The 20,516-nt window shown below is 59.5% G+C and carries 16 protein-coding genes and 3 pseudogenes; 8 read left to right on the forward strand and 11 right to left on the reverse strand.

What is annotated here, in order from left to right:
- Nucleotides 1-103 precede the first annotated feature (103 nt).
- Nucleotides 104-1,537: a CHAD domain-containing protein gene (locus ABH944_RS40960; protein ID WP_404614520.1), complete on the forward strand. Its 1,434-nt coding sequence runs from the start codon at nt 104-106 to the stop codon at nt 1,535-1,537.
- A 57-nt stretch (nt 1,538-1,594) separates the two neighbouring features.
- Nucleotides 1,595-2,437, forward strand: coding sequence for a TOBE domain-containing protein (locus tag ABH944_RS40965; protein ID WP_404614521.1), 843 nt, complete (start codon nt 1,595-1,597; stop codon nt 2,435-2,437).
- Here ABH944_RS40965 and ABH944_RS40970 read toward each other — a convergent pair.
- The 4 genes and pseudogenes from ABH944_RS40970 to ABH944_RS40985 all read right to left on the reverse strand — a co-directional run bounded on the left by ABH944_RS40970 (nt 2,400) and on the right by ABH944_RS40985 (nt 5,391).
- A complete protein-coding gene (locus ABH944_RS40970) occupies nt 2,400-3,065 on the reverse strand; it encodes an ABC transporter ATP-binding protein (protein WP_404614549.1) in 666 nt (221 codons plus the stop codon). The two genes, ABH944_RS40965 and ABH944_RS40970, sit on opposite strands and share 38 nt — an antisense overlap.
- A 68-nt stretch (nt 3,066-3,133) precedes the next feature.
- The gene (gene modB / locus ABH944_RS40975) at nt 3,134-3,808 is read right to left on the reverse strand and encodes a molybdate ABC transporter permease subunit (protein WP_404614523.1); all 675 of its coding nucleotides are present in this window, start codon (nt 3,806-3,808) and stop codon (nt 3,134-3,136) included.
- Nucleotides 3,809-3,838: 30 nt separating this feature from the next.
- Nucleotides 3,839-4,540: pseudogene (modA, locus tag ABH944_RS40980) on the reverse strand (molybdate ABC transporter substrate-binding protein); the annotation flags it as partial.
- A 155-nt stretch (nt 4,541-4,695) separates the two neighbouring features.
- The gene (locus tag ABH944_RS40985; protein ID WP_404614525.1) at nt 4,696-5,391 is read right to left on the reverse strand and encodes a phosphatase PAP2 family protein; all 696 of its coding nucleotides are present in this window, start codon (nt 5,389-5,391) and stop codon (nt 4,696-4,698) included.
- Nucleotides 5,392-5,661: 270 nt separating this feature from the next.
- Between ABH944_RS40985 and ABH944_RS40990 the strand changes: the two genes are divergently transcribed.
- Together ABH944_RS40990 and ABH944_RS40995 are read left to right on the forward strand one after the other, a co-directional pair.
- The gene (locus tag ABH944_RS40990; protein ID WP_404614527.1) at nt 5,662-6,798 is read left to right on the forward strand and encodes an extracellular catalytic domain type 1 short-chain-length polyhydroxyalkanoate depolymerase; all 1,137 of its coding nucleotides are present in this window, start codon (nt 5,662-5,664) and stop codon (nt 6,796-6,798) included.
- Between the two features lie 130 nt (nt 6,799-6,928).
- A complete protein-coding gene (locus ABH944_RS40995; protein ID WP_404614529.1) occupies nt 6,929-7,102 on the forward strand; it encodes a DUF3563 family protein in 174 nt (57 codons plus the stop codon).
- A gap of 170 nt (nt 7,103-7,272) precedes the next feature.
- On the opposite strand, the gene ABH944_RS41000 is transcribed toward ABH944_RS40995, so the two are convergent.
- From ABH944_RS41000 to ABH944_RS41020, 5 genes are all read right to left on the reverse strand, one after another.
- A complete protein-coding gene (locus ABH944_RS41000; protein WP_404614531.1) occupies nt 7,273-7,692 on the reverse strand; it encodes an organic hydroperoxide resistance protein in 420 nt (139 codons plus the stop codon).
- Nucleotides 7,693-7,851: 159 nt separating this feature from the next.
- Nucleotides 7,852-8,304: a MarR family winged helix-turn-helix transcriptional regulator gene (locus ABH944_RS41005; protein ID WP_404614533.1), complete on the reverse strand. Its 453-nt coding sequence runs from the start codon at nt 8,302-8,304 to the stop codon at nt 7,852-7,854.
- A gap of 163 nt (nt 8,305-8,467) precedes the next feature.
- Complete coding sequence (locus ABH944_RS41010; protein WP_404614534.1) at nt 8,468-9,286, reverse strand: BPSS1780 family membrane protein; 819 nt, start codon at nt 9,284-9,286, stop codon at nt 8,468-8,470.
- Between the two features lie 3 nt (nt 9,287-9,289).
- On the reverse strand, nt 9,290-10,267 hold the full coding sequence (locus tag ABH944_RS41015) for a homoserine kinase (RefSeq protein WP_404614536.1): 978 nt from the start codon (nt 10,265-10,267) through the stop codon (nt 9,290-9,292).
- Between the two features lie 193 nt (nt 10,268-10,460).
- Nucleotides 10,461-10,859: a hypothetical protein gene (locus ABH944_RS41020; RefSeq protein ID WP_404614538.1), complete on the reverse strand. Its 399-nt coding sequence runs from the start codon at nt 10,857-10,859 to the stop codon at nt 10,461-10,463.
- A gap of 899 nt (nt 10,860-11,758) precedes the next feature.
- On the opposite strand from ABH944_RS41020, the gene ABH944_RS41025 reads away from it, so the two are divergent.
- Both ABH944_RS41025 and tcuA read left to right on the forward strand, forming a co-directional pair.
- The gene (locus ABH944_RS41025; RefSeq protein WP_404614551.1) at nt 11,759-12,628 is read left to right on the forward strand and encodes a LysR substrate-binding domain-containing protein; all 870 of its coding nucleotides are present in this window, start codon (nt 11,759-11,761) and stop codon (nt 12,626-12,628) included.
- Between the two features lie 103 nt (nt 12,629-12,731).
- Nucleotides 12,732-13,967 (forward strand): annotated as a pseudogene (tcuA, locus tag ABH944_RS41030) (FAD-dependent tricarballylate dehydrogenase TcuA); the annotation flags it as partial.
- 23 nt (nt 13,968-13,990) lie between these two features.
- On the opposite strand, the gene ABH944_RS41035 reads toward tcuA, so the two are convergent.
- The gene (locus ABH944_RS41035; protein ID WP_404614539.1) at nt 13,991-14,317 is read right to left on the reverse strand and encodes a hypothetical protein; all 327 of its coding nucleotides are present in this window, start codon (nt 14,315-14,317) and stop codon (nt 13,991-13,993) included.
- A 761-nt stretch (nt 14,318-15,078) separates the two neighbouring features.
- On the opposite strand from ABH944_RS41035, the gene ABH944_RS41040 reads away from it, so the two are divergent.
- Nucleotides 15,079-16,245 carry an IS630 family transposase gene (locus tag ABH944_RS41040; RefSeq protein ID WP_404614541.1) on the forward strand — a complete coding sequence of 389 codons (1,167 nt, stop codon included), beginning with the start codon at nt 15,079-15,081 and terminating at the stop codon, nt 16,243-16,245.
- Between the two features lie 99 nt (nt 16,246-16,344).
- Here the strand turns inward: ABH944_RS41040 and ABH944_RS41045 are convergent, their stop codons facing one another.
- Nucleotides 16,345-18,087, reverse strand: coding sequence for a C1 family peptidase (locus ABH944_RS41045; protein WP_404614543.1), 1,743 nt, complete (start codon nt 18,085-18,087; stop codon nt 16,345-16,347).
- 991 nt (nt 18,088-19,078) lie between these two features.
- Here ABH944_RS41045 and ABH944_RS41050 point away from each other — a divergent pair.
- Nucleotides 19,079-20,490 (forward strand): annotated as a pseudogene (locus ABH944_RS41050) (ISNCY family transposase).
- Nucleotides 20,491-20,516 lie beyond the last annotated feature (26 nt).

Consider the following 20,516-nt stretch of genomic DNA (forward strand, 5'->3'; position numbering starts at 1 on the left):
ATGGCGTTTTGATGACATTTGAAAGGATTGAAATTCGTCTGAACTGAAGTAGCGGTTTGCGGCTTGCCGCCCGGCCAGGGGCGCCGCTCATGATGGAGAGGTTATGTTGCAACTCGTCGAGTTGAGGATGGTTTCCCTTGATGCACCGAATGGCCCGCCGGACGAAGCGCTCGCGCGACTAAGCCGGTTCGCGATGGCGCGCCGGACGGATTTCATGCTGCGATCGCGCAAAGCCGGGACAAATCTGGCGGAGTGGGAAGTCACGATCGAGGCGCACGATGACCACCGGGTTTTCGTTGCATCGCACCGTGGCTGGCCGCTGGTCCGGCGGATTGAAACCGAGGCAGGGCCGTTTGACACGCTGCATGCGTGGATCAAGTCGGAAGCAGCGCTGAGCGATCTGAAGACCCTGCTCGACGATGCCAGCTTTACCTTGAGCGAGGCCACCGAGACGGCGATCGTCGAGTGGGATACGCCCGGCGAGATGGATACCGGTGTGCATGTGCGCGCCACGCTGCGGCTCGATGCGGGTCGCCCGGCAATGCTGACGCTGATGGCCGTTCCCGACGCGCGCGAGGCGCTATTCGCGACCGCGCATGAGATTGTGGAGACGCTGCCGTTCCTGATCGTGCCGATCGCTATCGACAACACCCTGCGCGAGCCGGTCAAGGCCCGCAAGCTGAAGTTGCCGAAAAACGCCAGTCCGACTGATGCCTTCGTCGAGATCGGCAAGTCGGTTGCGGCGCAATGGTTCGGCAACGACGCCGCATCGCGCGGCGGGCTCGAGGTGGAACACGTGCATCAGTTGCGGGTGGCGCAGCGCCGCCTGAAGACGGCGCTCAAGCTTTTCCCTGAATGGGTCGGCGACACCTGGACTACTCAGATCGCGCCGGACCTGAAATGGTTCGGCGACTTGCTGGGCGATGCCCGCGACTGGGACGTCTTCACCGACACCACGCTCACCGCGTACGCGGCATCCGATGACCCGCAGCACAAGGACGCGTGGACACCGACGCAAAGCGCCGCCGATACCAACCGCGCCGCCGCCCGGCAGCGCCTGCGGGACGCGATGAATTCCTCGCGCTACGCCCGGCTGGCGCTGTCGTTCGTCGAGTGGTTCAGCACGCTCGAAGCGCCTCCGGATCAGGCGGACCAGACGCTCGCCGCGTATGTGCAGAAGTGCATCACGAAGCATTATCGGAAGATCGAGCGTGCACCCGATCTCACCACGCTTGATCCGTCCACGCGGCACAAAGTGCGGATTCACGCCAAGCGCTTGCGTTACGCGCTCGAATTCTTCGCCTCGTTGCTCACCAGGAAGACCTATAAGGAAGTGGAAGAGGCCTTGGGGAATTTGCAAAGCGTGCTGGGCGAAGGCAACGACGCTGCCGTGGCCGCTCAGCGCCTGGCCGATCTGGACGAAGCCGGCGAGTTCCAGAAGGGTTTGGCGAAGGGGTTTGCCGTCAACGCGCAACGGATGAGCGCGGTGGAAGGCGAGCGGATCCTCCGCAAGATAAAACCGCCACGGATCAAGTGAGTGAATGCATCGATATAATCGTCGCACTCTCTTATCGCACCGCTCCGCGCTCGCCCCATGACCGACGAATCCCGTAGTACACCGCACGATGCTATCGAAGTGGCTGGTTCAGTCTGGCTTCGCAGCGGGGAGGCTACGCTCGGCGGCGCGGCGCGCATCGCGTTGCTCGCGGCCATCCAGCAAACCGGTTCGATCACCGGCGCGGCGAAGGCCGTCGGCATGAGTTACAAGGCGGCGTGGGACGCCATCGACACGATGAACAACCTCGCCGGCACCTCTCTCGTCGTGCGTGCCACGGGCGGCAAGGGCGGCGGCGGGACCACGTTGACGGCGAAGGCGCTGAGACTGATCGATACCTATCGGGTTATCGAACGGGAGCACCAGGCCTTTCTCGAACGGGCGGGCGCGGCTATTGAAGGTTTCGCGCAGGACTGGCGGCTTATTGGACGAATCGGAATGAAGACAAGCGCACGCAACCAGCTGTTCGGCACGGTCAGCAAAATCACACGCGGTTCCGTCAACGACGAAGTCGAACTCGCGTTGCCCGGCGGTCAGTCGATAGTCGCCGTGGTCACGCATGAAAGCACCGGGTCGCTCGGTCTCAAGGAGGGCGTCGAGGCGTTCGCGCTCGTGAAGGCGTCGTGGGTGATGCTGATGGTCGACGAAGGCAAGGAGTCCGCCGCACCCGTGCGGATCTCGGCGCGAAACCAGTTGCGCGGCAAGGTGTCCAGCGTGACGCCGGGCGCGGTGAACGCGGAGGTATCGCTGGCGCTGGACGACGCCACCACGGTCACGGCCATCATTACCAACGAGAGCGTCGCAACGCTCGGTCTCGTGGAAGGCCAGGCCGCTATCGCGGCGTTCAAGGCGTCGAGCGTGATTCTTGGCGTGACGGACTAAGGGCATTGAGCGCATCGTCCGGCTGCACGAGGCCTTCTCGCAAATTCACGACCTGATCGCCGAACATGGCGACGTCGTCGGGATCGTGCGTGATGAGCACCATCGGAATGTCCAGGCGGCTTTGAAGGTCGGCCAGTTCCTGGCGCATGCGCTGGCGCAGGGCCATGTCGAGCGCTGAAAAAGGCTCGTCGAGCAACAGCAATTGCGGATGCGGAACCAGCGCGCGCGCCAACGCAACGCGTTGCTTTTGCCCACCCGACAATTGCGCCGGGAATTGCCGCGCGACCTGGGTCAGATCGAATGCCCTCAGCCAGTAGTCCACATCGGCGTGAGCCACGTGCTTCGACGGATTCCACCAGCCGCGCTTCAGGCCGAAGGCAATGTTCTGGCGCACGTTCAGGTGCGGGAACAGTGCGTAGTCCTGGAACAGGTACGCAATCCGCCGCGCTTGCGGACTCAGGTCAATAGCGTTGGCTGTATCCAGCAGCGTGGTTTCATTCAGTACGATCTCGCCCTCGTCCGGCGTAAGCAGACCTGCGATGGTTTGCAGCGTCAGACTTTTGCCTGCTCCCGACGAGCCGAACAGCACGATGCGCTGGCTGGTCGAACGAAACGCAATATCGAGCATGAAATCGCGCTCGGGCGTGACGAAATGCTTGCGCAGGCGGACGGTCAGGGCGGTCGTGGGGGACACGTTTAACGCACCGATGCCGTGGAGCGCTGCGGCAGCAGCCTTCCGGCGGCGAGCAGGATGACCACGCACGTGACCGAGGTCACGATCACGAGAATGTTTGCGGTGCTGTCCTCACCGGCCTGGACTGCCGCGTACACCGCGACCGAAAGTGTCTGCGTCCTGCCCGGCAGGTTCCCCGCGATCATCAGCGTGGCGCCAAACTCTCCCAGCGCCCGCGCAAACGCGAGCAGCGCACCGGCCAGGATGCCGCGCGCGGCGAGCGGCAGCGTCACGCGAAAGAACACGGCAGCTTCACTGATGCCGAGCGTGCGTGCAGCGCGTTCGAATTGCGGATCGACGGTTTCAAATGCGGTACGCGCCGACTTCAGCACGAGCGGAAATGCGACTACGGCGGACGCAATCACCGCGCCTTGCCACGTGAACACCAACTGGATGTCGAACTTGTCGAGCCATGCCCCGATCACGCCGCGCCGGCCCAGCAGCACGAGCAGGTAATAACCGAGCACGGTGGGCGGCATGACCAGCGGCAGCGTCAGCAACGAGTCGACGAGCTCACGCGCCGCCGAACGCCAGCGCGACAAACCGAATGCCACCGCAACGCCGAGCACGACATCGATTGCTGTCGCCCATCCAGCCACTTTCAGCGACAACAGCAGTGAGATCCACGCCTGGTCCATGTTTCTACGTCTTATAGAGCCGCGTTATCGTTATTTCGCCGGCGGTTTGAAGCCGAATTGCGCGAGCGTCTTCTGACCGTCCGGCGACAACACGTACGCGATGAACTGCTGGGCATCGGCGGCGTGTTTGCTTTGCGCCACCTGGGCGATGGGGTAGGTAATCGATGTTTGCGTCGGCACGCTCAGCGCCACTTTCACGCGATCGGGCATCACGGCGGCGTCGGTGCTGAATACGAAGCCGGCATCCACTTCGCCGCGCGCCACGTAGTCCAGGCTTTGGCGCACGTTGGCCGCGAGCACGCCTTTGGCGCTGACCGCGGCCCATACGCCGGCTTCCTTGAGCGCGCCTTCTGTATAGCGGCCGACCGGCACCGATGCCGGGTCGCCGTACGCCACGCGTTTCACGCTAGCGGCGGTAAGGTCCTTGACACTGGCGGGTGCGAAGCTGCTGTCTTTCGGCACGATCAGCACGAGCGAGTTTGCAGCAAAGTCCCGGCGCGAATCAGTCGCGATAACCTTCTCGCCGATAGCCTTGTCCATGGCTTTTTGATCGGCGGAGGCGAATACATCGGCGGGAGCGCCTTTCACGATTTGCTGCATCAACACGTCGGAGGCGCCGAAGTTCATCAGGACTTTCGTGCCGGGATGCTGTTTCTCATAAGCATCGCCGATAGCTTTGAACGCATTGGTCAGGCTTGCTGCGGCGGAGACGACGATTTCATCGGCGTGGGCGGAGGATTGCAGCGTGAACGTGAAGACAGCTGCAAATCAGCGAGTGTTTGAGAGTGAGCACGGTGGACAAGTCGCAGGGAATGGAAAGCGTATCGTAATATAGTTGTGGCTATAACGGTAGGCTGTTCGTTCCCGAAAAGAATGCGAACGCCCCTTTACGATTCCGACGTCCCCGAAAATCTCACGTCAATATGTTGAGCCGGCGGTGCAACGGGCTTGTCATAGCGTCCCGCTTTCCATCGGGCGCGAATATAGGGCTGCTCCCGGCCTGACAAATGCAGGGCGATATCCGTGATCCAGCGTTGTGTTGGCACCGAAATGCCATGCAGCGTGATGGCGATCATTGCCAGACTCACGGCAACCGGCGCCGCCGCCAACTTGCCCGGTTCCGCGCGCCAGGCGAACGCCACGAACACCAGCGCGGCGAGTGCGCCGACTCCGCATCCTGTCACCACTTCCGACACCGAATGGGCATTCAGCAAGATCCGCGACACGCCGACCACGATCCCGATCAGCACGCCCGCCGACACCCCGAACGCGCGCACCCACCGAGGGCCCGGCAAACACGCGACGAACAACGCCACTGGCAATACCGCCGACGACACCATTGCATGACCGCTGATGCCGGTGAAATCCAGGTCGCGCACGCCCACTCCCCAACCCATGAACGCGATTTTCGTCAGCAACACCAGCCCACTGGCAGCGCCGAGCACGGCAAGCCAGCAGGCGGCGTAACGCCATGGATAACCAAGCGCCAGCCATGCTGCAACGGCGAGCGCGAGCGGAATCATGACGCCAACGCTGCCGAGCGCGGTAATGGAGAGCCAAAGCGAAAGCGGCAAGTCGGGCATGAAGGTTGATTCTGCAGAGCGGGGAAAAACCACAGTATACCTGTCAGACGGGTTCCGAAATTTTTAGAGGAAATCTAAAAATAAACCACGAATTCGAAACAATTTACCGCAACGTACGGTAACAGACGCGTATATGACGGCAAAGTGACGCAATGTGAAATTCTGTAGCGCACACACGTTCCCGGAATAAATGCTATTGTGCACTGCACAACATTCGTCATCCCCACCGGGGTTTGGCGGATCCATTCCCCCTGTGCGGACTATTATTCGATGCCAAAAAGCCTGACAAAACTCTGGCTACGAGGCTTGAAACGCCTTGTAGCGACGCAGATCGCTCCGCCCCGAGCGCCGAAAACGCGCGCTTCGGCGCAGCCTGTGCGCGCCAAGACGGCCAAATCGCCTGCGGCGAAACCGAAAATCTCAGCCAAGCCGCGTGTTGTCCGCGAGTCGCGGGTACGGCCGCGCGCTTCGGCGTGGGCGGCGGGCAAGTGGACCCGGTCGTTTCACTCAGCTCCGCCAACAGCCGGCCGCTTCGTCAATCACCTGGCTTACGCGTTGTATCTGCCTACCGGCGCATCCCTCGCGGACATGCCGCTGGTCGTCATGATGCACGGCTGTCAGCAATCGGCTGACGAGTTTGCGCAAGGCACACGCATCAATTTGCTGGCCGACCGCTTTGGATTTGCCGTGCTCTACCCCGAGCAATCGAAAACTGCCCACGTTCACCGCTGCTGGCACTGGTATGAAGATTCCGCCAGTTCAGGCGGCGGCGAGGCGGCGGCGGTTGTTTCTCTCGTGCGCGAGGTGGTCGAGCGCCACCATTTCGACTCCGAGCGCATCTATCTGGCCGGCATGTCCGCCGGTGCGGGGCTCGCAGCCATGCTCGCCGTCAAATATCCGTCGCTGTTCGCGGCTGTCGGATTGCACTCAGGCGTGGTCTTCGGCGACGCGCACTCCGCAATCGATGCAATGGACGCCATGCGGCGCGGTAGCCGCAGCGACCCGGTCGGCTTGATCGACGGCGCGGTCGACGTTGCCGATTACCCCGGCATGCCGGCCATGATCGTACACGGCGAGTTGGATTCGGTTGTATCGAAGACCAATGCCGAGCAATTGACAACGGAATTCCTGCGCCTGAACCGGTTTATCGATGCAAACGGCGCCTGGCGCAGCGGCGAACGCCGTGAGGAAAAGTACGCCGACAGCACGGTGACGGACTACGTCAAGGGCGGCCGGCGCGTAGTCAAGACCTGCATCGTGCGCGGGCTGGGTCATGCCTGGAGCGGCGGTGACGACACCGTGCAGTTCCATTCGGCCAAAGGCCCGGACGCATCGGCCATGCTGTGGGAATTCTTCAAATACCAGCGCCGTGTGCAAACGGCCGTGCGCGATGAGACCCTGGTTTAGCCTCGAGTGTTGTAAAAAAGTTTTTCGTATCAACGAGATTCTTTTTGAGCGCTAGCATTTGATTAGGGGTTACCCTATACTTCGTTCAAAGCACTAGGTACTTACCCTAATCATCCAAGCGAGGTTCATCATGTATCTGCTCAGCCGCCTCTTCCTGTTCCTGACGAAATCCGCCGACCAGCGTGACAAGGAGCGTAACGACGCTTATCTGGCCGAAGCCACTGACATTTACGACCTCGAATACCGCATGCAGAAGCTGGATCGTCGCGCTTCGTCGCGTCATCCCGCGTGGCTCGCACAGTAATTCTGCGGTAGTTCGACGGTCGATAGAAGGACAAGCAGGATTCGTCACGCCGAAATCGGTGTTGTCGAAGCAAAAAAATGCCGGCCACGAAGGCCGGCATTTTTGCGTCTGCGGATTGCTCGAGCGACAGGGGCGGGCTCTTTGCGCCGCCCAGCGCCAGGCACCCTGGCTCAGACCAGCTTGACGCGCACGTCTACGTTATTGCGCGTCGCGTTCGAGTAGGGGCACACCTGATGGGCCGTCTCTACCAGCTTTTGCGCTTCCGCCGCGTCCAGTCCCGGCAATGAAACGCGCAATTCAACGTCAAGCGCGAAGCCGCCTTTATCGTTAGGACCCACGCCTACGTCAGCGGTGACGGTCGTGTCGGTGGGAATCGCTTTCTTTTGCTGACCGGCCACAAACTTCATCGCGCTCAGGAAGCACGCCGAATAGCCAGCGGCAAACAGCTGTTCCGGGTTCGTGCCGGCTGCGCCCGAACCGCCCAATGCCTTCGGCGCGCTCAATTTCACATCCAGGTTTTCATCCGACGATACTGCCCGGCCGTCGCGGCCGCCCGTGCTCGTTGCCGTTGCTGTGTAAAGAATGCTCATGATGTTCTCCTGTTCGATAGTTGCCGCTTGGCGGCAGAAAGAGGGACTGCAGTTCCAAGTTACGTCATGCGGTGCCAACGGAATTAAATATATCGCACTAATAGTTTGTGTGCAAACTAAATTGACGGGCGAATGATTGATTGTGACTATCGAAGGGTTTCAGGTTTCGTTGTATTCAATCAGCGACGCGCGCAGTCGCACCAGATCGTCGCGCAACTTGATGAGCCGGTCGGCGTCCGAACCGGCTGCGCAGTAGATCACGCCGGGAATATCGCGGATGGCCTTCTTCAGTTCGCGGCCGGCGTCGGTCAGATGGATATACACCTGCCGCTCGTCTTCAACACCCCGCACGCGCTTGACGTACCCCTGCGTTTCGAGACGCTTGAGCAGTGGGGTCATGGTGGCCGAATCAAGGCTCAGCCGTTCGGCCATCTGCTTGACCGTCAGGCCGTCGCTTTCCCACAGCACCAGCATGGTCAGATATTGCGGATAGGTCAGCCCGACCTTGTCCAGCATCGGTTTGTACGTCTTGGTCATCGCGAGCGAGGTCGAGTACAGCGCGAAGCAAAGCTGGGCGTCAAGTTCGAGCGGGAATTGCGGGGAAGAGGTCATGGCTGTCGCGCCTTGGGCACGTTAAAACGAGATATGACGATAGTGTACGCAAATATTTATCGCACTAAGGAAGTGATGTATCCACGCCGCGACACGCGACAAACCAAAACGCCGATGACTAAGCAGTCATCGGCGTTGATTGGACCTGCTTACTGGCAAAGGCTTATACCGGCGGTTCGGACGGATCCGGAATGTCAGGTGAATCTTCCGATTGCACGCCGAAACAGCCGCGATACGTCGCGTAAAACGAGCAATACAACGCGGTCGTGACGAGGATGGACGCCGGCATCAACACCGCGAGCGCCATTTCCTGCGCGGCGCCGAGCACCTGCATCAGCGCGCTGAGCCCGAACGACACCGCGATCGCAATGCCAATCCACAATACGCCGTAGATAACGAACGCGCCGCGATTACGCCAGCAACTGACGAAGCTGAAAAACAGCGCTTTCACCGGCGGGACGTCGTGCCACGCGACCAGGATGGGCGCGAACCAGAACAGCATGGCGACCGGCAGGTAACAGATCATGGCGACGAGCACCGCGAGCGGATTGAAGCTTGCCGCCACGGTTTCCGGGTCGACGGCGGGGCCATTGCCGAGCATCATGTCCAGCAGCAGCCCGCCGTCCGCCAGCGCCGACGCGGCGAAGATCAGGCCCATCGCGGCCACATAGATCACGCCCAGCACGAGCAGGCGGCGCGCGACGATCTGCCCATAAGCACGAAATCCTTCGATGAGCACCGTCGGCCAGACCGGCTTCTTCGCGATGGTGTTGCGGCAAGCCGCCATGAACCCCACGGCCACGCCGGGAATCAGCAGCAGCGGCAGCACCGGGCCGATCAGCGGCAGCCGCGAGATCAGCGTCATGGCGAACAGATAGGCGAAGAACACCGTGAGAAACGCGAGCGGATTCCGGCGAAACAGCCAGATACCCTGACGGAACCACACATAGCCGGTTTTGGCCGGGACTTCGATCAATTGCATTGATTAATTACCGTGAACGGGAGGAAGCGCAACTTTGATGCGCTCGCGCAAAATGCGTTCGAAATGGCCGGGATCGTGCGGTTTTAACATCTCGGCTTCGCGTGGCCGGTAAAAATCGTAAAGACGTGACACCCAGAAGCGCAACGCACCCGCGCGCAGCATGTCGTTCCAGTGATGCGCCTCGGGCGGCGTGAACGGCCGCACTGTCTGATAGGCGCGCAACAACGCGTCGACCCGCGCATTATCCAGCGCGCCGGTTGCCAGATCGACGCACCAGTCGTTCACACAGACGGCGACGTCGAAGAGCCATTTGTCGTTGCCGGCGAAATAGAAGTCGAAAAAGCCACCGAGCCGCGTTTCATCCGCCGTCGGATGCGCGAACAGTACGTTGTCGCGGAACAGGTCGCAATGGCACGGGCCTTCCGGCAATAACCGGTACTCGTCCGATGCAAAAAACGCCGCCTGATGAGCGAGTTCGCTGGTGATCAGCTCGCGCTGTGCGTCGCTCAAATGCGACAGCACGGCGGGCACGTTCTCCTGCCACCACGCGAGGCTGCGCAAGTTCGGCTGATACATTGGGAAATCGCGGCCGGCCAAATGAAGCCGCGCCAGCATCTGACCCACTTCGATGCAGTGCAAAGCGCCCGGCGCCAGTTCCGGCGCGCCGTCCAGCTTGGTGACGATTGCCGCCGGCTTGCCGTTCAGCGTACCGAAAAGCGCGCCGTCGCGACGCGGCATGGGGTCCGGCACCGGCACGGCGTGGGACGCCAGATGGCGCATCAAATCGAGATAAAACGGCAGTTGCGTGGCCGTGAGATTCTCGAAGATCGTCAGCACATACTCGCCGCGTGTGGTCGTCAGGAAGAAGTTGCTGTTCTCGATACCGGATGCAATGCCACGGAAATCGACGGCTTCGCCGAGTTCGTAATGTTGCAGCCAGTCGGTGAGCTGGGAATCGGTGACAGCGGTGAATACGGCCATGCGGGAGAGCGTCGGTGAGGTTGAACATGCAGGATGACCGACGGGTATGTCAGTCAGGCGTAGTGCCACCGTGACACGGCGGCGCAGCGCTTAAGCTCAGCGGATGAAAACGGGCAGCGGTCAAGGCTTCGGTGAACGCTTATCAAGTACTCGATAATCGCCCGATAAGCGCTCAGCGAGCCTTCATAAAGGCTCAGTACGTCAGGTTCCAGGAAGGCAGGCGCGTGCTGGGCTTGCCGTTGTCGCGCACAGTGGGTGACGTGTCGGCCGGTGCGCTCATCTGGTAGCGCGTGCCGAAATTCGAGCGCACGTCGATTTCAACCGGCTTGCCTTTGTCGCGGTATTCCGTGATTTCGGTGCCGTTCGTGCTTTGTTCATGGTAGCTCGGCAGGCGCGGCGGCGAAATCTCGACCTTCGAGGTGACTTGCGCGGCGGGCCGGTTGATGGCCTTCAGGTCCGGCAGCCCGGCATTCTCTTCAGGCGACATGACGTGCGCCGGAGGCTCATCCGTCGCGGGGGCCGGTTGCGCGTATGCGCCCATGCTGGCTGCGGCGAGAATGGCCGCGATGGCGACAGATTGAAGCGGCTTCATGATGTTTCTCCAGATGAGTGCCCGAATTTTAGCAAAACGCACTCGCTAAAGGGACGTTGGGTCCCTCTCAAAAGGCTTATTTTGCGCTGGTTTCATTGAAAGCGCGTTTGCTTGGTGGCATGTGTTGAAGAAACGCATCGCCGGGAGGGGTGTTCACGGGCGCGTTGTTCTTCCGTGTTAATGTCGATCATCCGAAGAGGTAAACGCGTCTTTGTCACGGTTGTCTGTCAAGCCGCTGGCGCAGAAGTTTTTGGTTCGTGTACTAACGCGTGTACTTTCCCATCCCCGTGCCCTCAGACGGCCTCCTTCGTCGGTTCTGGAATAAGGAAATCGCAGTGCGCACTGTCGAACGTGAACGTTGCGAACACACTTGTCGAACAGGGAGTGAATTCTATCCAGACGCGAGAATAGAGAAGAATGCTGCGAAGATCTGGGCGAGACTTTGATTTGAATTAGATTCAATGTATCCGCATCCATTCGCGGGTTTTAGCATGGCCCCTCGAATCCTCGAACTACCATATAACCGCTGCTCACGGGCACAGGTGGGCCGAGCATTTACGGCGGATTTTGCGCGAGCACTTGGAGCAACAAGCTCTTGTTGCACGGCGCGAAATGGTTGCAATCGGCGGGGTAACCCGTCTTGAGTTACGACTCAGCGCGGTGGCATCATCATTGACACGCGTCGGTTGAAAACAGCAATCCAGGCGTCGTGCTCGATTTTCAAATTGCGTATCACCGCCTCAACGAGCGCAACCGAAAGAGCTTCGGGGTCGCCGTGTAAGAAACGATTTCGTGCATCTTGCACGCGAGCAAAGACGCACGCTGATGCTTTCCGCACCGACGGCGATCAGATCATCTAGATACCTCGCTCCGAAGAGAATTTGATAGAGCTGCTTCATGTGCGAGGTAACGCTATCGTAGCCCCGCATGCGAATAGGGTCAGGGGCAAGACCCGAAAGCTGGAGAACGAACTTTCTACCCGATTGCTTCAGCGAACAAAGGCGGGAGTACGGCCGACAAGCGCGGGACTCGCTTTTTTTCAACAGGCGCAGCTGGCTCTCCGGCATGCGGACGAAGCGGCCAGGGCCGCGCAGCGCGCACGACTGTCGGGGCACGGCAGCATGGGACTAACCCCTAGCGTGGCGGGCGTGTTAGGCCTGCCCTTCATGCGGGCGATGCGGAGCCGGTACCCCGATATTCGGCTACGGGTTGTCGAGAGCCTGTCAGGTTCGTTGAATTCAATGCTGGCCTCTCGCCAGATTGACCTCGCCGTTTTGTACGATGTAACTCGCACGCAGCACTTCAGTGTCACCCGCCTGCTCACGGAACGGCTCTATGTAATCGGCGCCAGTCATTCGGAGCTACCTCCACGTGATGAACCCCTCTCTCTGGTGAATTTGGGTTCCCTACCCCTCGTCCTCCCCAGCAATTCGCACCGCCTTCGTTCATTGATCGACGAGGCCTTCGCGCGGATTGGACGCAAGCCGAACGTAGTGGCCGAAATTGACGGACTGGCGATGTTGATGGAGGCCGTTGGAGATGGCTTTGGCTTCACGGTGCAACCGGGCGCCGCGCTCGCGAGGCATACCGATCCGAGGTTTCTCGCGAGAGAAGTCATTGACGAGGACTTCCATCGTTCGAGCCATCTGGCAAGTCTCTCAGATGACGAGTTGTCGCCAGCGGGACACGCAGCTCGCATCGTCCTTGTTGAGACGGCGACGGAGCTGGTTCAATCCGGGGGATGGACAGGCGCGGCGATCGCCCCCTGAACTTGGGACTTCACGATGAGGAAGACGTGTTTCATTTGGCCCCGTAGATGACATACAGCAGGACGCCTACACTCCAATCCAAGTTCTTTTTAAGGTTGGGTCTATGTTTGACGTCCTGGTCATTGGCGGAGGCAACGCGGCCCTTTGCGCGGCGCTGATGGCTCGCGAAGCCGGCGCATCTGTATTGCTCCTCGAGTCTGCGCCTCGAGAATGGCGCGGCGGAAATTCCCAGCACACGCGCAATCTTCGATGCATGCATGACGCGCCGCAAGATGTACTTATCGATGCCTATCCCGAAGAAGAATATTGGCAGGACCTGTTGAAGGTAACGGGTGGATTGACAGACGAGAAGCTGGCACGCACGGCGATCCGTGCATCGTCGACCTGTCGAAGCTGGATGAGAAAGCATGGTGTCCGGTTTCAGCCGCCGCTGTCCGGCGCGCTGCATGTTGCCAGGACCAACGCGTTCTTCATGGGCGGGGGCAAAGCGCTTGTCAACGCATACTACCGTAGTGCGGAATCATCAGGAGTACAGATTCGCTATGACGCGACGGTCGATTCGATCGAACTCGACGGGGATCGCTTTGTAGCAGCACGCCTCGGGAATGAACGCATTGAGGCCAGGACATGTGTGCTCGCGGCTGGAGGATTCGAGTCGAATCGGGAATGGCTGCGGGAGGCGTGGGGCCAGGTGAATGGCGAATGGGTGGCAGACAATTTTCTCATTCGCGGCACACGTTTCAACATGGGTGTATTGCTCAAGTACATGATCGATGCCGGTGCCGACGTTATCGGCGATCCATCGCAATCGCATTGCGTCGCGATCGACGCGGGCGCCGCTCTACGATGGCGGCATCTGCACCCGCGTCGACTGCGTTTCACTGGGGGTTGTGCTCAATCGGAACGCCGAGCGGTTTTACGATGAAGGCGAGGATTTTTGGCCGAAGCGCTACGCAATCTGGGGCGGCTCGTCGCGCAACAACCCGGCCAGATCGCATATTCGATCATCGATTCGAAGGCGACCGGGCGCTTCATGCCTCCCGTGTTTCCGGGAATCAAAGCGAACACTCTGTCGGAACTGTCGCGGGCCATTGGCCAGGACGAAGCCAGGTTTGTGCGAACGATCCTGGACTACAACACCTCGTGCCGCGTCGGCAAGTTCAACCATGCTGTGCTGGACGATTGTCATACGGAGGGCATAAGTCCTCCCAAGACGCACTGGGCACAGCCAATCGATCGTGCTCCTTTCTACGCCTACGCGCTGCGTCCGGGAATCACATTTACCTATCTCGGGCTCAGGACGGACGAAACGGCTGCTGTTCATTTCGATGGCAAGCCGAGGATCGCAAGCGAGTTCAGGTTTTAGTTGTAGTCAAAGTAGCGCTTGATTTCGCCGTATATACAACGGCGCGAAAACGCCGCGTCGTTCGTCGTTTCACCCTGCTCGAATGCAAGCGCGACGTCGTCCTCGGTCATGGTCGCCAACATCAGTGCGGGGTGGGCACGGTCCGCCTGTTCCAGGTTGGTCAGGTGAAGCAGAAGCTCGCGAAAAGCAATGGCACCGGAGGGATCAGGGTCGCCAGCAAACACGATCTGGTCCGATTTGACCAGTAACTCACGCGCAGCGCGCTCGCGGTCCTTTTCGAGGAGGGCGACCACCTTCCCACCCGTGATCTCGTGGATCGACAAAGGGGCGTCGCGCCGTACGGTGTACCGCGTAAAGTCAGTGCGGGGATACTGGTTCCAGAGATAGCCGCGCCCGTAGTTGAAAGCGAATGTGCTGAACGGGTGCGCCTCAAGCGTAAAGATGCGCTGGTCGGGATATTTCTGAGCGGCGGGCTGCGCGAGCGGCCATGGGTTTTTCGGTGACGAAGACGATCATTTCCGTGCTCCATGCGTATGGAAGGTGGGTACAACACGCGCGGCTTGGCCGCGAACTGATAGCGATGATCCGCGGGGCGGAGCCAGTACGACACCCACCGTTACAGGGCAATACCCCCGCTCGCGACACAATGGAGTGTCCAGGTGGGGTCATGCGCAAGGTCGAACTGTCGTGCGGTCCCACGCAGATCGTCGCGATAGCGGCCTTATCGCTGTCGAAGCGCACCGGTATATGCCGTCCCGCCAGTTCGCGCTCATCCGGCTCACATTGCCCCGAGCCGGGGCCGTCCGCGATGGTCCAGCCGCCTACTCGCGGGGTGGCCGGCCGCCGGCTACCCCGGCGGGTGGGCGGAAAACACCACGGCCGACCCGTTCATCCCGTACCGTACCGACGGCCAAAGGAGCAACGCGTCGCAAAAAGCTGTATAGACGCAAAGGTACTGGCCACCAGGAAAACCAGCCACATAGCTGATATCTAACTGCTCACTGGACTGACGCTTCCACCCGGCGTCGCGCATGAGTCTCTGCCCGGGACAGTGACGCGCTTCATGTCGGATTGCCGGCCGCGCATGAGTCGGACGCAGATGAGCGCCCGCGCGAAACGGCTCGGTATGCGCCTGTCGTTCCCCGCAACGGCGCCATGCGCGTCCGGCGAAACAGGCGTGTTCGAGTTGCGCTTCAACGATGGAGAGGCGACCATGCGCAAGCTCGAAATTGCAGACCCGCAGATCATGCAGGTTGCGATTCAACAGGAGATCGAACGGAGCGAGGAATCGCGGTATGACCATCGTCTCCATGGGGTGCTGCTGGTAAGCAGCGGTTACTCGTGCACTGAAGTGGGCCAGTTGTTCGGTCAAGCGGCCACGACCGTTCAGCGATGGGTCCAACGTTTCGAGCGCGGCGGCTTCGAGGGATTGCGGGAAGGTGAGCGGCCCGGACGTCCACGTACGTTGGATGAATCGCAATGGGCTCGTATTGAGGCTGACCTGCGCAAGACACCACGTGACTTCGGATTTGAAGCGGGCCTGTGGGATGGGCCCGTTCTGTCGGAGCACTTGCGTCAGTGCTACGGCATCGAGCTGGGCGTGCGACAGTGCCAGCGGCTGTTTCGCCAGATGGGTTTTCGGCTGCGCAAACCGCGCCCGCAAGTCGCTCAGTCTGATCCCGTACGGGTTGCGACAGTAAAAAAACTGCGGCGCCTGGCAAAGCGCGACGACGTTGAGTTATGGAGCCTGGACGAATGCCATTTTCAGCAGCATGGATCTCGCTGTCGCATGTGGTTGGCCCCGGAGGTTCGCGATCAGGTGTTGATGCACGCGCCCACGCGCAAGTCGGTGGCGTGCTTTGGCGCCGTGAGCCTGAGCACCGGGCGCTTCGTCTGGCAGGTGTGCCCTATCTTCAACGCAGAAACGTTCATGTCCTTTCTGCGCCGGCTACTGCGTCATCGACGTCGTGGCAAGCGCATCGTCGTCGTGCTGGACAACGCCAAGTACCACCATGCCAACATGCTCAAGCCAATGCTGCACAAATACAGGCGGGACCTGACGTTGCTGTTCCTCCCGCCATACAGCCCGCAACTGGCGCCTATTGAACGGGTCTGGAAGCTGACAAGGCGTCTGGCGCTGCATAACCGGTACTTCGCCACGCTCGCCGAAGTTCTCTCGGCCGTCGAAGCCTGTTTCCGGCACTGGATCGGACCAAACGAAGTCCTACGGATACTATGCTGCATTATTTAAGAAGCTGTGTTTAGATCATGTAATGTTCTGCCGCGCCTCGCGCATAAGCTACTTTCGATACGGCTAGCCGCTTGTCACACCCTTTCACCCCGCGCAGCGCTAATAGTACATTTCTACTATTTGACCGGTAGTTTGCAGAACCATACAGTGGCTAATTTCGTCGTCGGTGGAAACAAATCCACCGATGTCGGCGACGGGGGCGCCATTGTATAGCGGGTGAATCACGGGAGTGTCGGATGCGTCGAAGCGGATTTCGAGTATATGGTTGTTACCAGTTTGGATTTGGACGCGCCGGCTGAAGTATTCGTTGCCTGAGTAGAAACCGGCGATGGCCCTCGGGTCCGTGACGTTGCTGATGACTGTAGTGCCACCGGTTTTTGTAGGACTGTAGTAGACCTCGGTAATGTTGCCGTTGGCGGTCGCGACAATTACGTGCGAGTAACGGTCGTCCGTGGTGTAGAACGCGCACATATCGATGATGTCGTCTAATGCGGCAACCTGCGTCTGTTTCCGACTGCCTTGTCCGTAGGTGATCTCGATAACTTTGCCGTCCGTGGTGGCAATCAGGGCATGACGGGAATTGTCGTCTACGTCGTAAAAGCCTGAGACCCTTGCTGCATTTTTTATAGTGGCGATTTGCACCTGGGAGATGCCGTGTGTGCCGTAGTAAACTTCTTTGACGCCTCCGCTGGTATCGATGGTCAGTACGTGTCGATTGTTATCGTCATCGGTGTAGAAAGCAGCGAGATCGATTAGGCCATCGACTTGGATCAGATGTGTTTCGGATACCGGAGCATGTTGAAAGTATACCTCCGAAATATCGCCGTCTGATGCTGCGACGATGATGTGACGGTCTTTGTCGTCGGGTGAGTAGAAGGCGTCGCAGCGAGTGGCGTTGGAAATGGTGACAAGATTAACGGCGGACACGCTTTGGACGATTTCGTCGAGGACGCGCTGCGGAATCAATACGCCGCTGCAACTGTTAAAGTAGGTCTTCTCGGTAGCGGTTTCGATGTCGATGTCACAGGTCCCATAGGCAATTTTGCCAAAGCCGTTATTTCCCCAAGATACGTCCCAGGAGTTTTTAATCAGCCAATATTGCTCTATCTCGGAGTAACCGATGATGAGGATGTCGTGGCCGCCGACGTTTATCGCTGCGCTCGTCGGTGAGAAGATGCCGTCACCCTTGTAGAAAGAAAATTCGTCGTAACACGTGATGCCAGCTGTCAGGGGACCGATTTCGCTGAGATAAGACTTGCGCTGCGCGACGTCGAAAATGTCGCTGTTACTTTTTACCTTGACAGCGTGAGCGTCGTGATCGGGAATCGTGATCCGCTGCGGGACATCACCATTCCACGAGGTGTGGTGCGGAAGGAAGTCTTGGAAATAAGGTAACCGTATTTCGGTCACTACGCCCCGGGATTCGATGTCTTTGAGCGCCAAATCACAGTCCCAGCCTGAGCAGTCGTCAGTATGCGTGCCGCAGAAAGCAAGGTCGGCTTCGGATAAATCAAGAGTGACGCCGTGTTCTATCAGCGCCATGGACTCAACCAGGCCTATAACAGCGAAAGAGGTACAAGTACCGCACCCGCCTTGGGCTTTGACGGGTGTGACGTAGCTTTTCCCGTCGCGATTGCGCCAGTCGACAACTTGATCAAATTTCTGCGGGGATCCGGGTTCGGGCAGCGGTGATCGGTCAGGCGGAGTTTTTATTCTCCGAGGGCGACCGGTGGCAAGCCTGCGCAATTCGTCGATGCTGAGCTTCGAATAAGGCGTTTCGCCGGCGCGCCATTTAGCACCTTCTTGTTCCAGGCGCTTATTGAGAAGTTCGATGTCTATCATGATTTCCCACCTTGCTTGGAAATTTTGCGTCCCATGCTGAGATGAATCGAAAGCATTCGTGCATGCAAATTGCTCGAAGAGGCTTCGGAGTTCTAGTTAAGGCTGGCGCATGGTCCATGGCGCCGTATGAAAGAGTATCTACGACGCGGGGTATAGATCGAAGCTCTTGAGCCAACTCTTTGACTCGATTTTTATTTAAATTGGTAACGATCGCAAGCTACAGACGTAGGCAGTCGCTCGGATAAAAACAACGTGCCCTTTTTCAGTTGGATCGCGCTAGTAATCGGGAAAGACTTCCGTCCATGGCCGCCGGCGGTAATCGGTCGGAGAAAAGCCGCTTATCGTCGCTTTATTGAGAAAATTCGGACCCCAGCGCGTGTCCCAACCTAAAAAGGTCTGCTACATATGTGGCGATACGAAAAGATGAAATCGTTCGGAGCTAACTTCGAGTGAACCGCTCCATGTCGGATCGCTCTTTTAAAGGGGGCACCTCACGCCGCACGAATACTGACGGTTAAGGGAAGGGAAGCGGTCGCTTAGAAATAGAAGCGAGAGTTGGCTGATATAGGATTCGACCGTCCCGCGACTCAACCAGGTTACGCCTGAACCCGCCAGATTGCTGACCTAGACACGAGGCTGGTCGAACGTCGTCGATAAAGGCCCGATGAGTGCCATTCGCGCCGCTGCAGCAAGCAGTCCATCTGACCCCGCGACAACGATGACGCTGGGCGGAAGTGGATTGAAGTCGATCTATTACGAAGCGATCGGTTGCTTCAGCCAGTTGGGAATAGAGGACGTTGGATCAAGCACAAGACCTCGAACAGCAGAGTGAGCCGGATCGAACTCATTGTTTTATTTGACATAATCTTTAAAATTTTTTTGGTTTGCTGTAGGGGCAAAGTAGTAGTGTCGTACTTGGGCAAAGTACAGATGTCGCACCCAAGCGATCTGTAGCGCATGCCGGTGCGGTTTCCCCGCTGTGGAGACCGCCATGACGCGCACCGGGACGATCACGATGAGCATGCAGGAGCTTGACCGGCTGAAGGTCATTGAAGCGGTAGCCGAGGCTCGGCTGATGACTTGGCGCGCGGCTGAACGGCTGGGTTTAAGCCGACGCCAGGTCGAGCGGCTCGTGATGCGCTACCGCGACGAAGGCGCCGCTGGCCTCGTTTCGCGGCGGCGTGGTACGCGCAGCAATCATCAGTTGCCGCAGACGGTACTTGATCGGGCACTCGGACTGATCCACGAGCGCTACGCGGACTTCGGTCCAACGCTCGCGTGCGAGAAGCTGCATGAATGCCATGGGCTGGTGCTGTCAAAGGAAACCGCGCGTCACCTGATGATGGACGCGGGTCTGTGGGTGCCGCGCAAACAGCGCCCGCCGAAGGTCTATCAGCCGCGAGCACGACGGGCCTGTTTCGGCGAACTCGTGCAGATCGACGGCAGCGACCATCGCTGGTTTGAGGACCGAGCGCCGGCCTGTACGCTGTTGGTGTATGTGGATGACGCGACGAGCCGGCTGATGACTCTGCACTTCACCGCGAGCGAATCGACCTTCAGCTACTTCGAGGCGACGCGCATGTACCTGGAGCACTTCGGCAAGCCAGTCGCTCTCTACAGCGACCGTGCGAGTGTGTTCCGCGGCACGCGTGCGGCAACCACCGGCAACGGCGTCACGCAGTTTGGCCGCGCGATGTACGAGCTCAACGTTGATACGTGGTGCGCGAACAGCAGTCCGGCGAAGGGCCGCGTCGAGCGTGCACACCTGACGCTGCAGGACCGGCTCGTCAAGGAACTGCGGCTGCGCGGCATCAGCACGCTCGCCGCAGCGAATGCGTACGCGCCTGCATTCATGGCGACCTACAACGCGCATTTCGCGAAGCCGCCGCGCAGTACCTTCGATGCGCATCGGCCGCTGCGCGATGACGAGGATCTCGACGCGATCCTGACCTGGCGGGTGATGCGCAAGGTGTCGCGCTCGCTGACCGTGCTCAACGACCGCGTGATCTACCTGCTGGAAGATACCGTAGCCAACCGTAAGCTGATCGGTCGTTACATCGACGTGTGGGAGTATCCCGACGGTCGCATCGAGATCCGGGCCGCTGGCGTAGCGCTGCGCTATGTGCCGTACGACAAGCTCGCGGAGATTGATCAGGGTGCCGTGATCGAGCACAAGCGGCTCGGCCATGCGCTGCAGGTCGCGCAAGTCCTGCAGGCGCAGCGCGACAACCGTCCGATCTCGGGCTCGCCATCACGTACGAATCGTGGTGCGGCGGTACGCAACCCAACCCCTCGCCCGGCACGAAGAAGCAACGCGCATTCACCCGAGAAGACCGTAAGCGTCATCTGAAGGCCGCATGTACAGGCAGCTGGATAGTGTCCAAAGTAGTCCCCACCAAATAAGTGATGGGGACTACTTTGTCTAAAGA

Origin of the sequence: Caballeronia udeis, from assembly GCF_044909315.1 — a bacterium.
GTDB classification, from domain to species: domain Bacteria; phylum Pseudomonadota; class Gammaproteobacteria; order Burkholderiales; family Burkholderiaceae; genus Caballeronia; species Caballeronia udeis_A.

Excerpts from the sequence above, each read along its gene's own strand:
- ABH944_RS41040 (WP_404614541.1), top strand. The coding sequence starts at position 15,079 with ATGAGTCGGACGCAGATGAGCGCCCGCGCGAAACGGCTCGGTATGCGC.
- modB (WP_404614523.1), bottom strand. The coding sequence starts at position 3,808 with ATGGACCAGGCGTGGATCTCACTGCTGTTGTCGCTGAAAGTGGCTGGA.
- ABH944_RS41005 (WP_404614533.1), bottom strand. The coding sequence starts at position 8,304 with ATGACCTCTTCCCCGCAATTCCCGCTCGAACTTGACGCCCAGCTTTGC.
- ABH944_RS40990 (WP_404614527.1), top strand. The coding sequence starts at position 5,662 with ATGCCAAAAAGCCTGACAAAACTCTGGCTACGAGGCTTGAAACGCCTT.
- ABH944_RS40985 (WP_404614525.1), bottom strand. The coding sequence starts at position 5,391 with ATGCCCGACTTGCCGCTTTCGCTTTGGCTCTCCATTACCGCGCTCGGC.
- ABH944_RS41045 (WP_404614543.1), bottom strand. The coding sequence starts at position 18,087 with ATGATAGACATCGAACTTCTCAATAAGCGCCTGGAACAAGAAGGTGCT.
- ABH944_RS40960 (WP_404614520.1), top strand. The coding sequence starts at position 104 with ATGTTGCAACTCGTCGAGTTGAGGATGGTTTCCCTTGATGCACCGAAT.
- ABH944_RS41010 (WP_404614534.1), bottom strand. The coding sequence starts at position 9,286 with ATGCAATTGATCGAAGTCCCGGCCAAAACCGGCTATGTGTGGTTCCGT.
- ABH944_RS40965 (WP_404614521.1), top strand. The coding sequence starts at position 1,595 with ATGACCGACGAATCCCGTAGTACACCGCACGATGCTATCGAAGTGGCT.
- ABH944_RS40970 (WP_404614549.1), bottom strand. The coding sequence starts at position 3,065 with ATGCTCGATATTGCGTTTCGTTCGACCAGCCAGCGCATCGTGCTGTTC.
- ABH944_RS40995 (WP_404614529.1), top strand. The coding sequence starts at position 6,929 with ATGTATCTGCTCAGCCGCCTCTTCCTGTTCCTGACGAAATCCGCCGAC.
- ABH944_RS41020 (WP_404614538.1), bottom strand. The coding sequence starts at position 10,859 with ATGAAGCCGCTTCAATCTGTCGCCATCGCGGCCATTCTCGCCGCAGCC.
- ABH944_RS41015 (WP_404614536.1), bottom strand. The coding sequence starts at position 10,267 with ATGGCCGTATTCACCGCTGTCACCGATTCCCAGCTCACCGACTGGCTG.
- ABH944_RS41000 (WP_404614531.1), bottom strand. The coding sequence starts at position 7,692 with ATGAGCATTCTTTACACAGCAACGGCAACGAGCACGGGCGGCCGCGAC.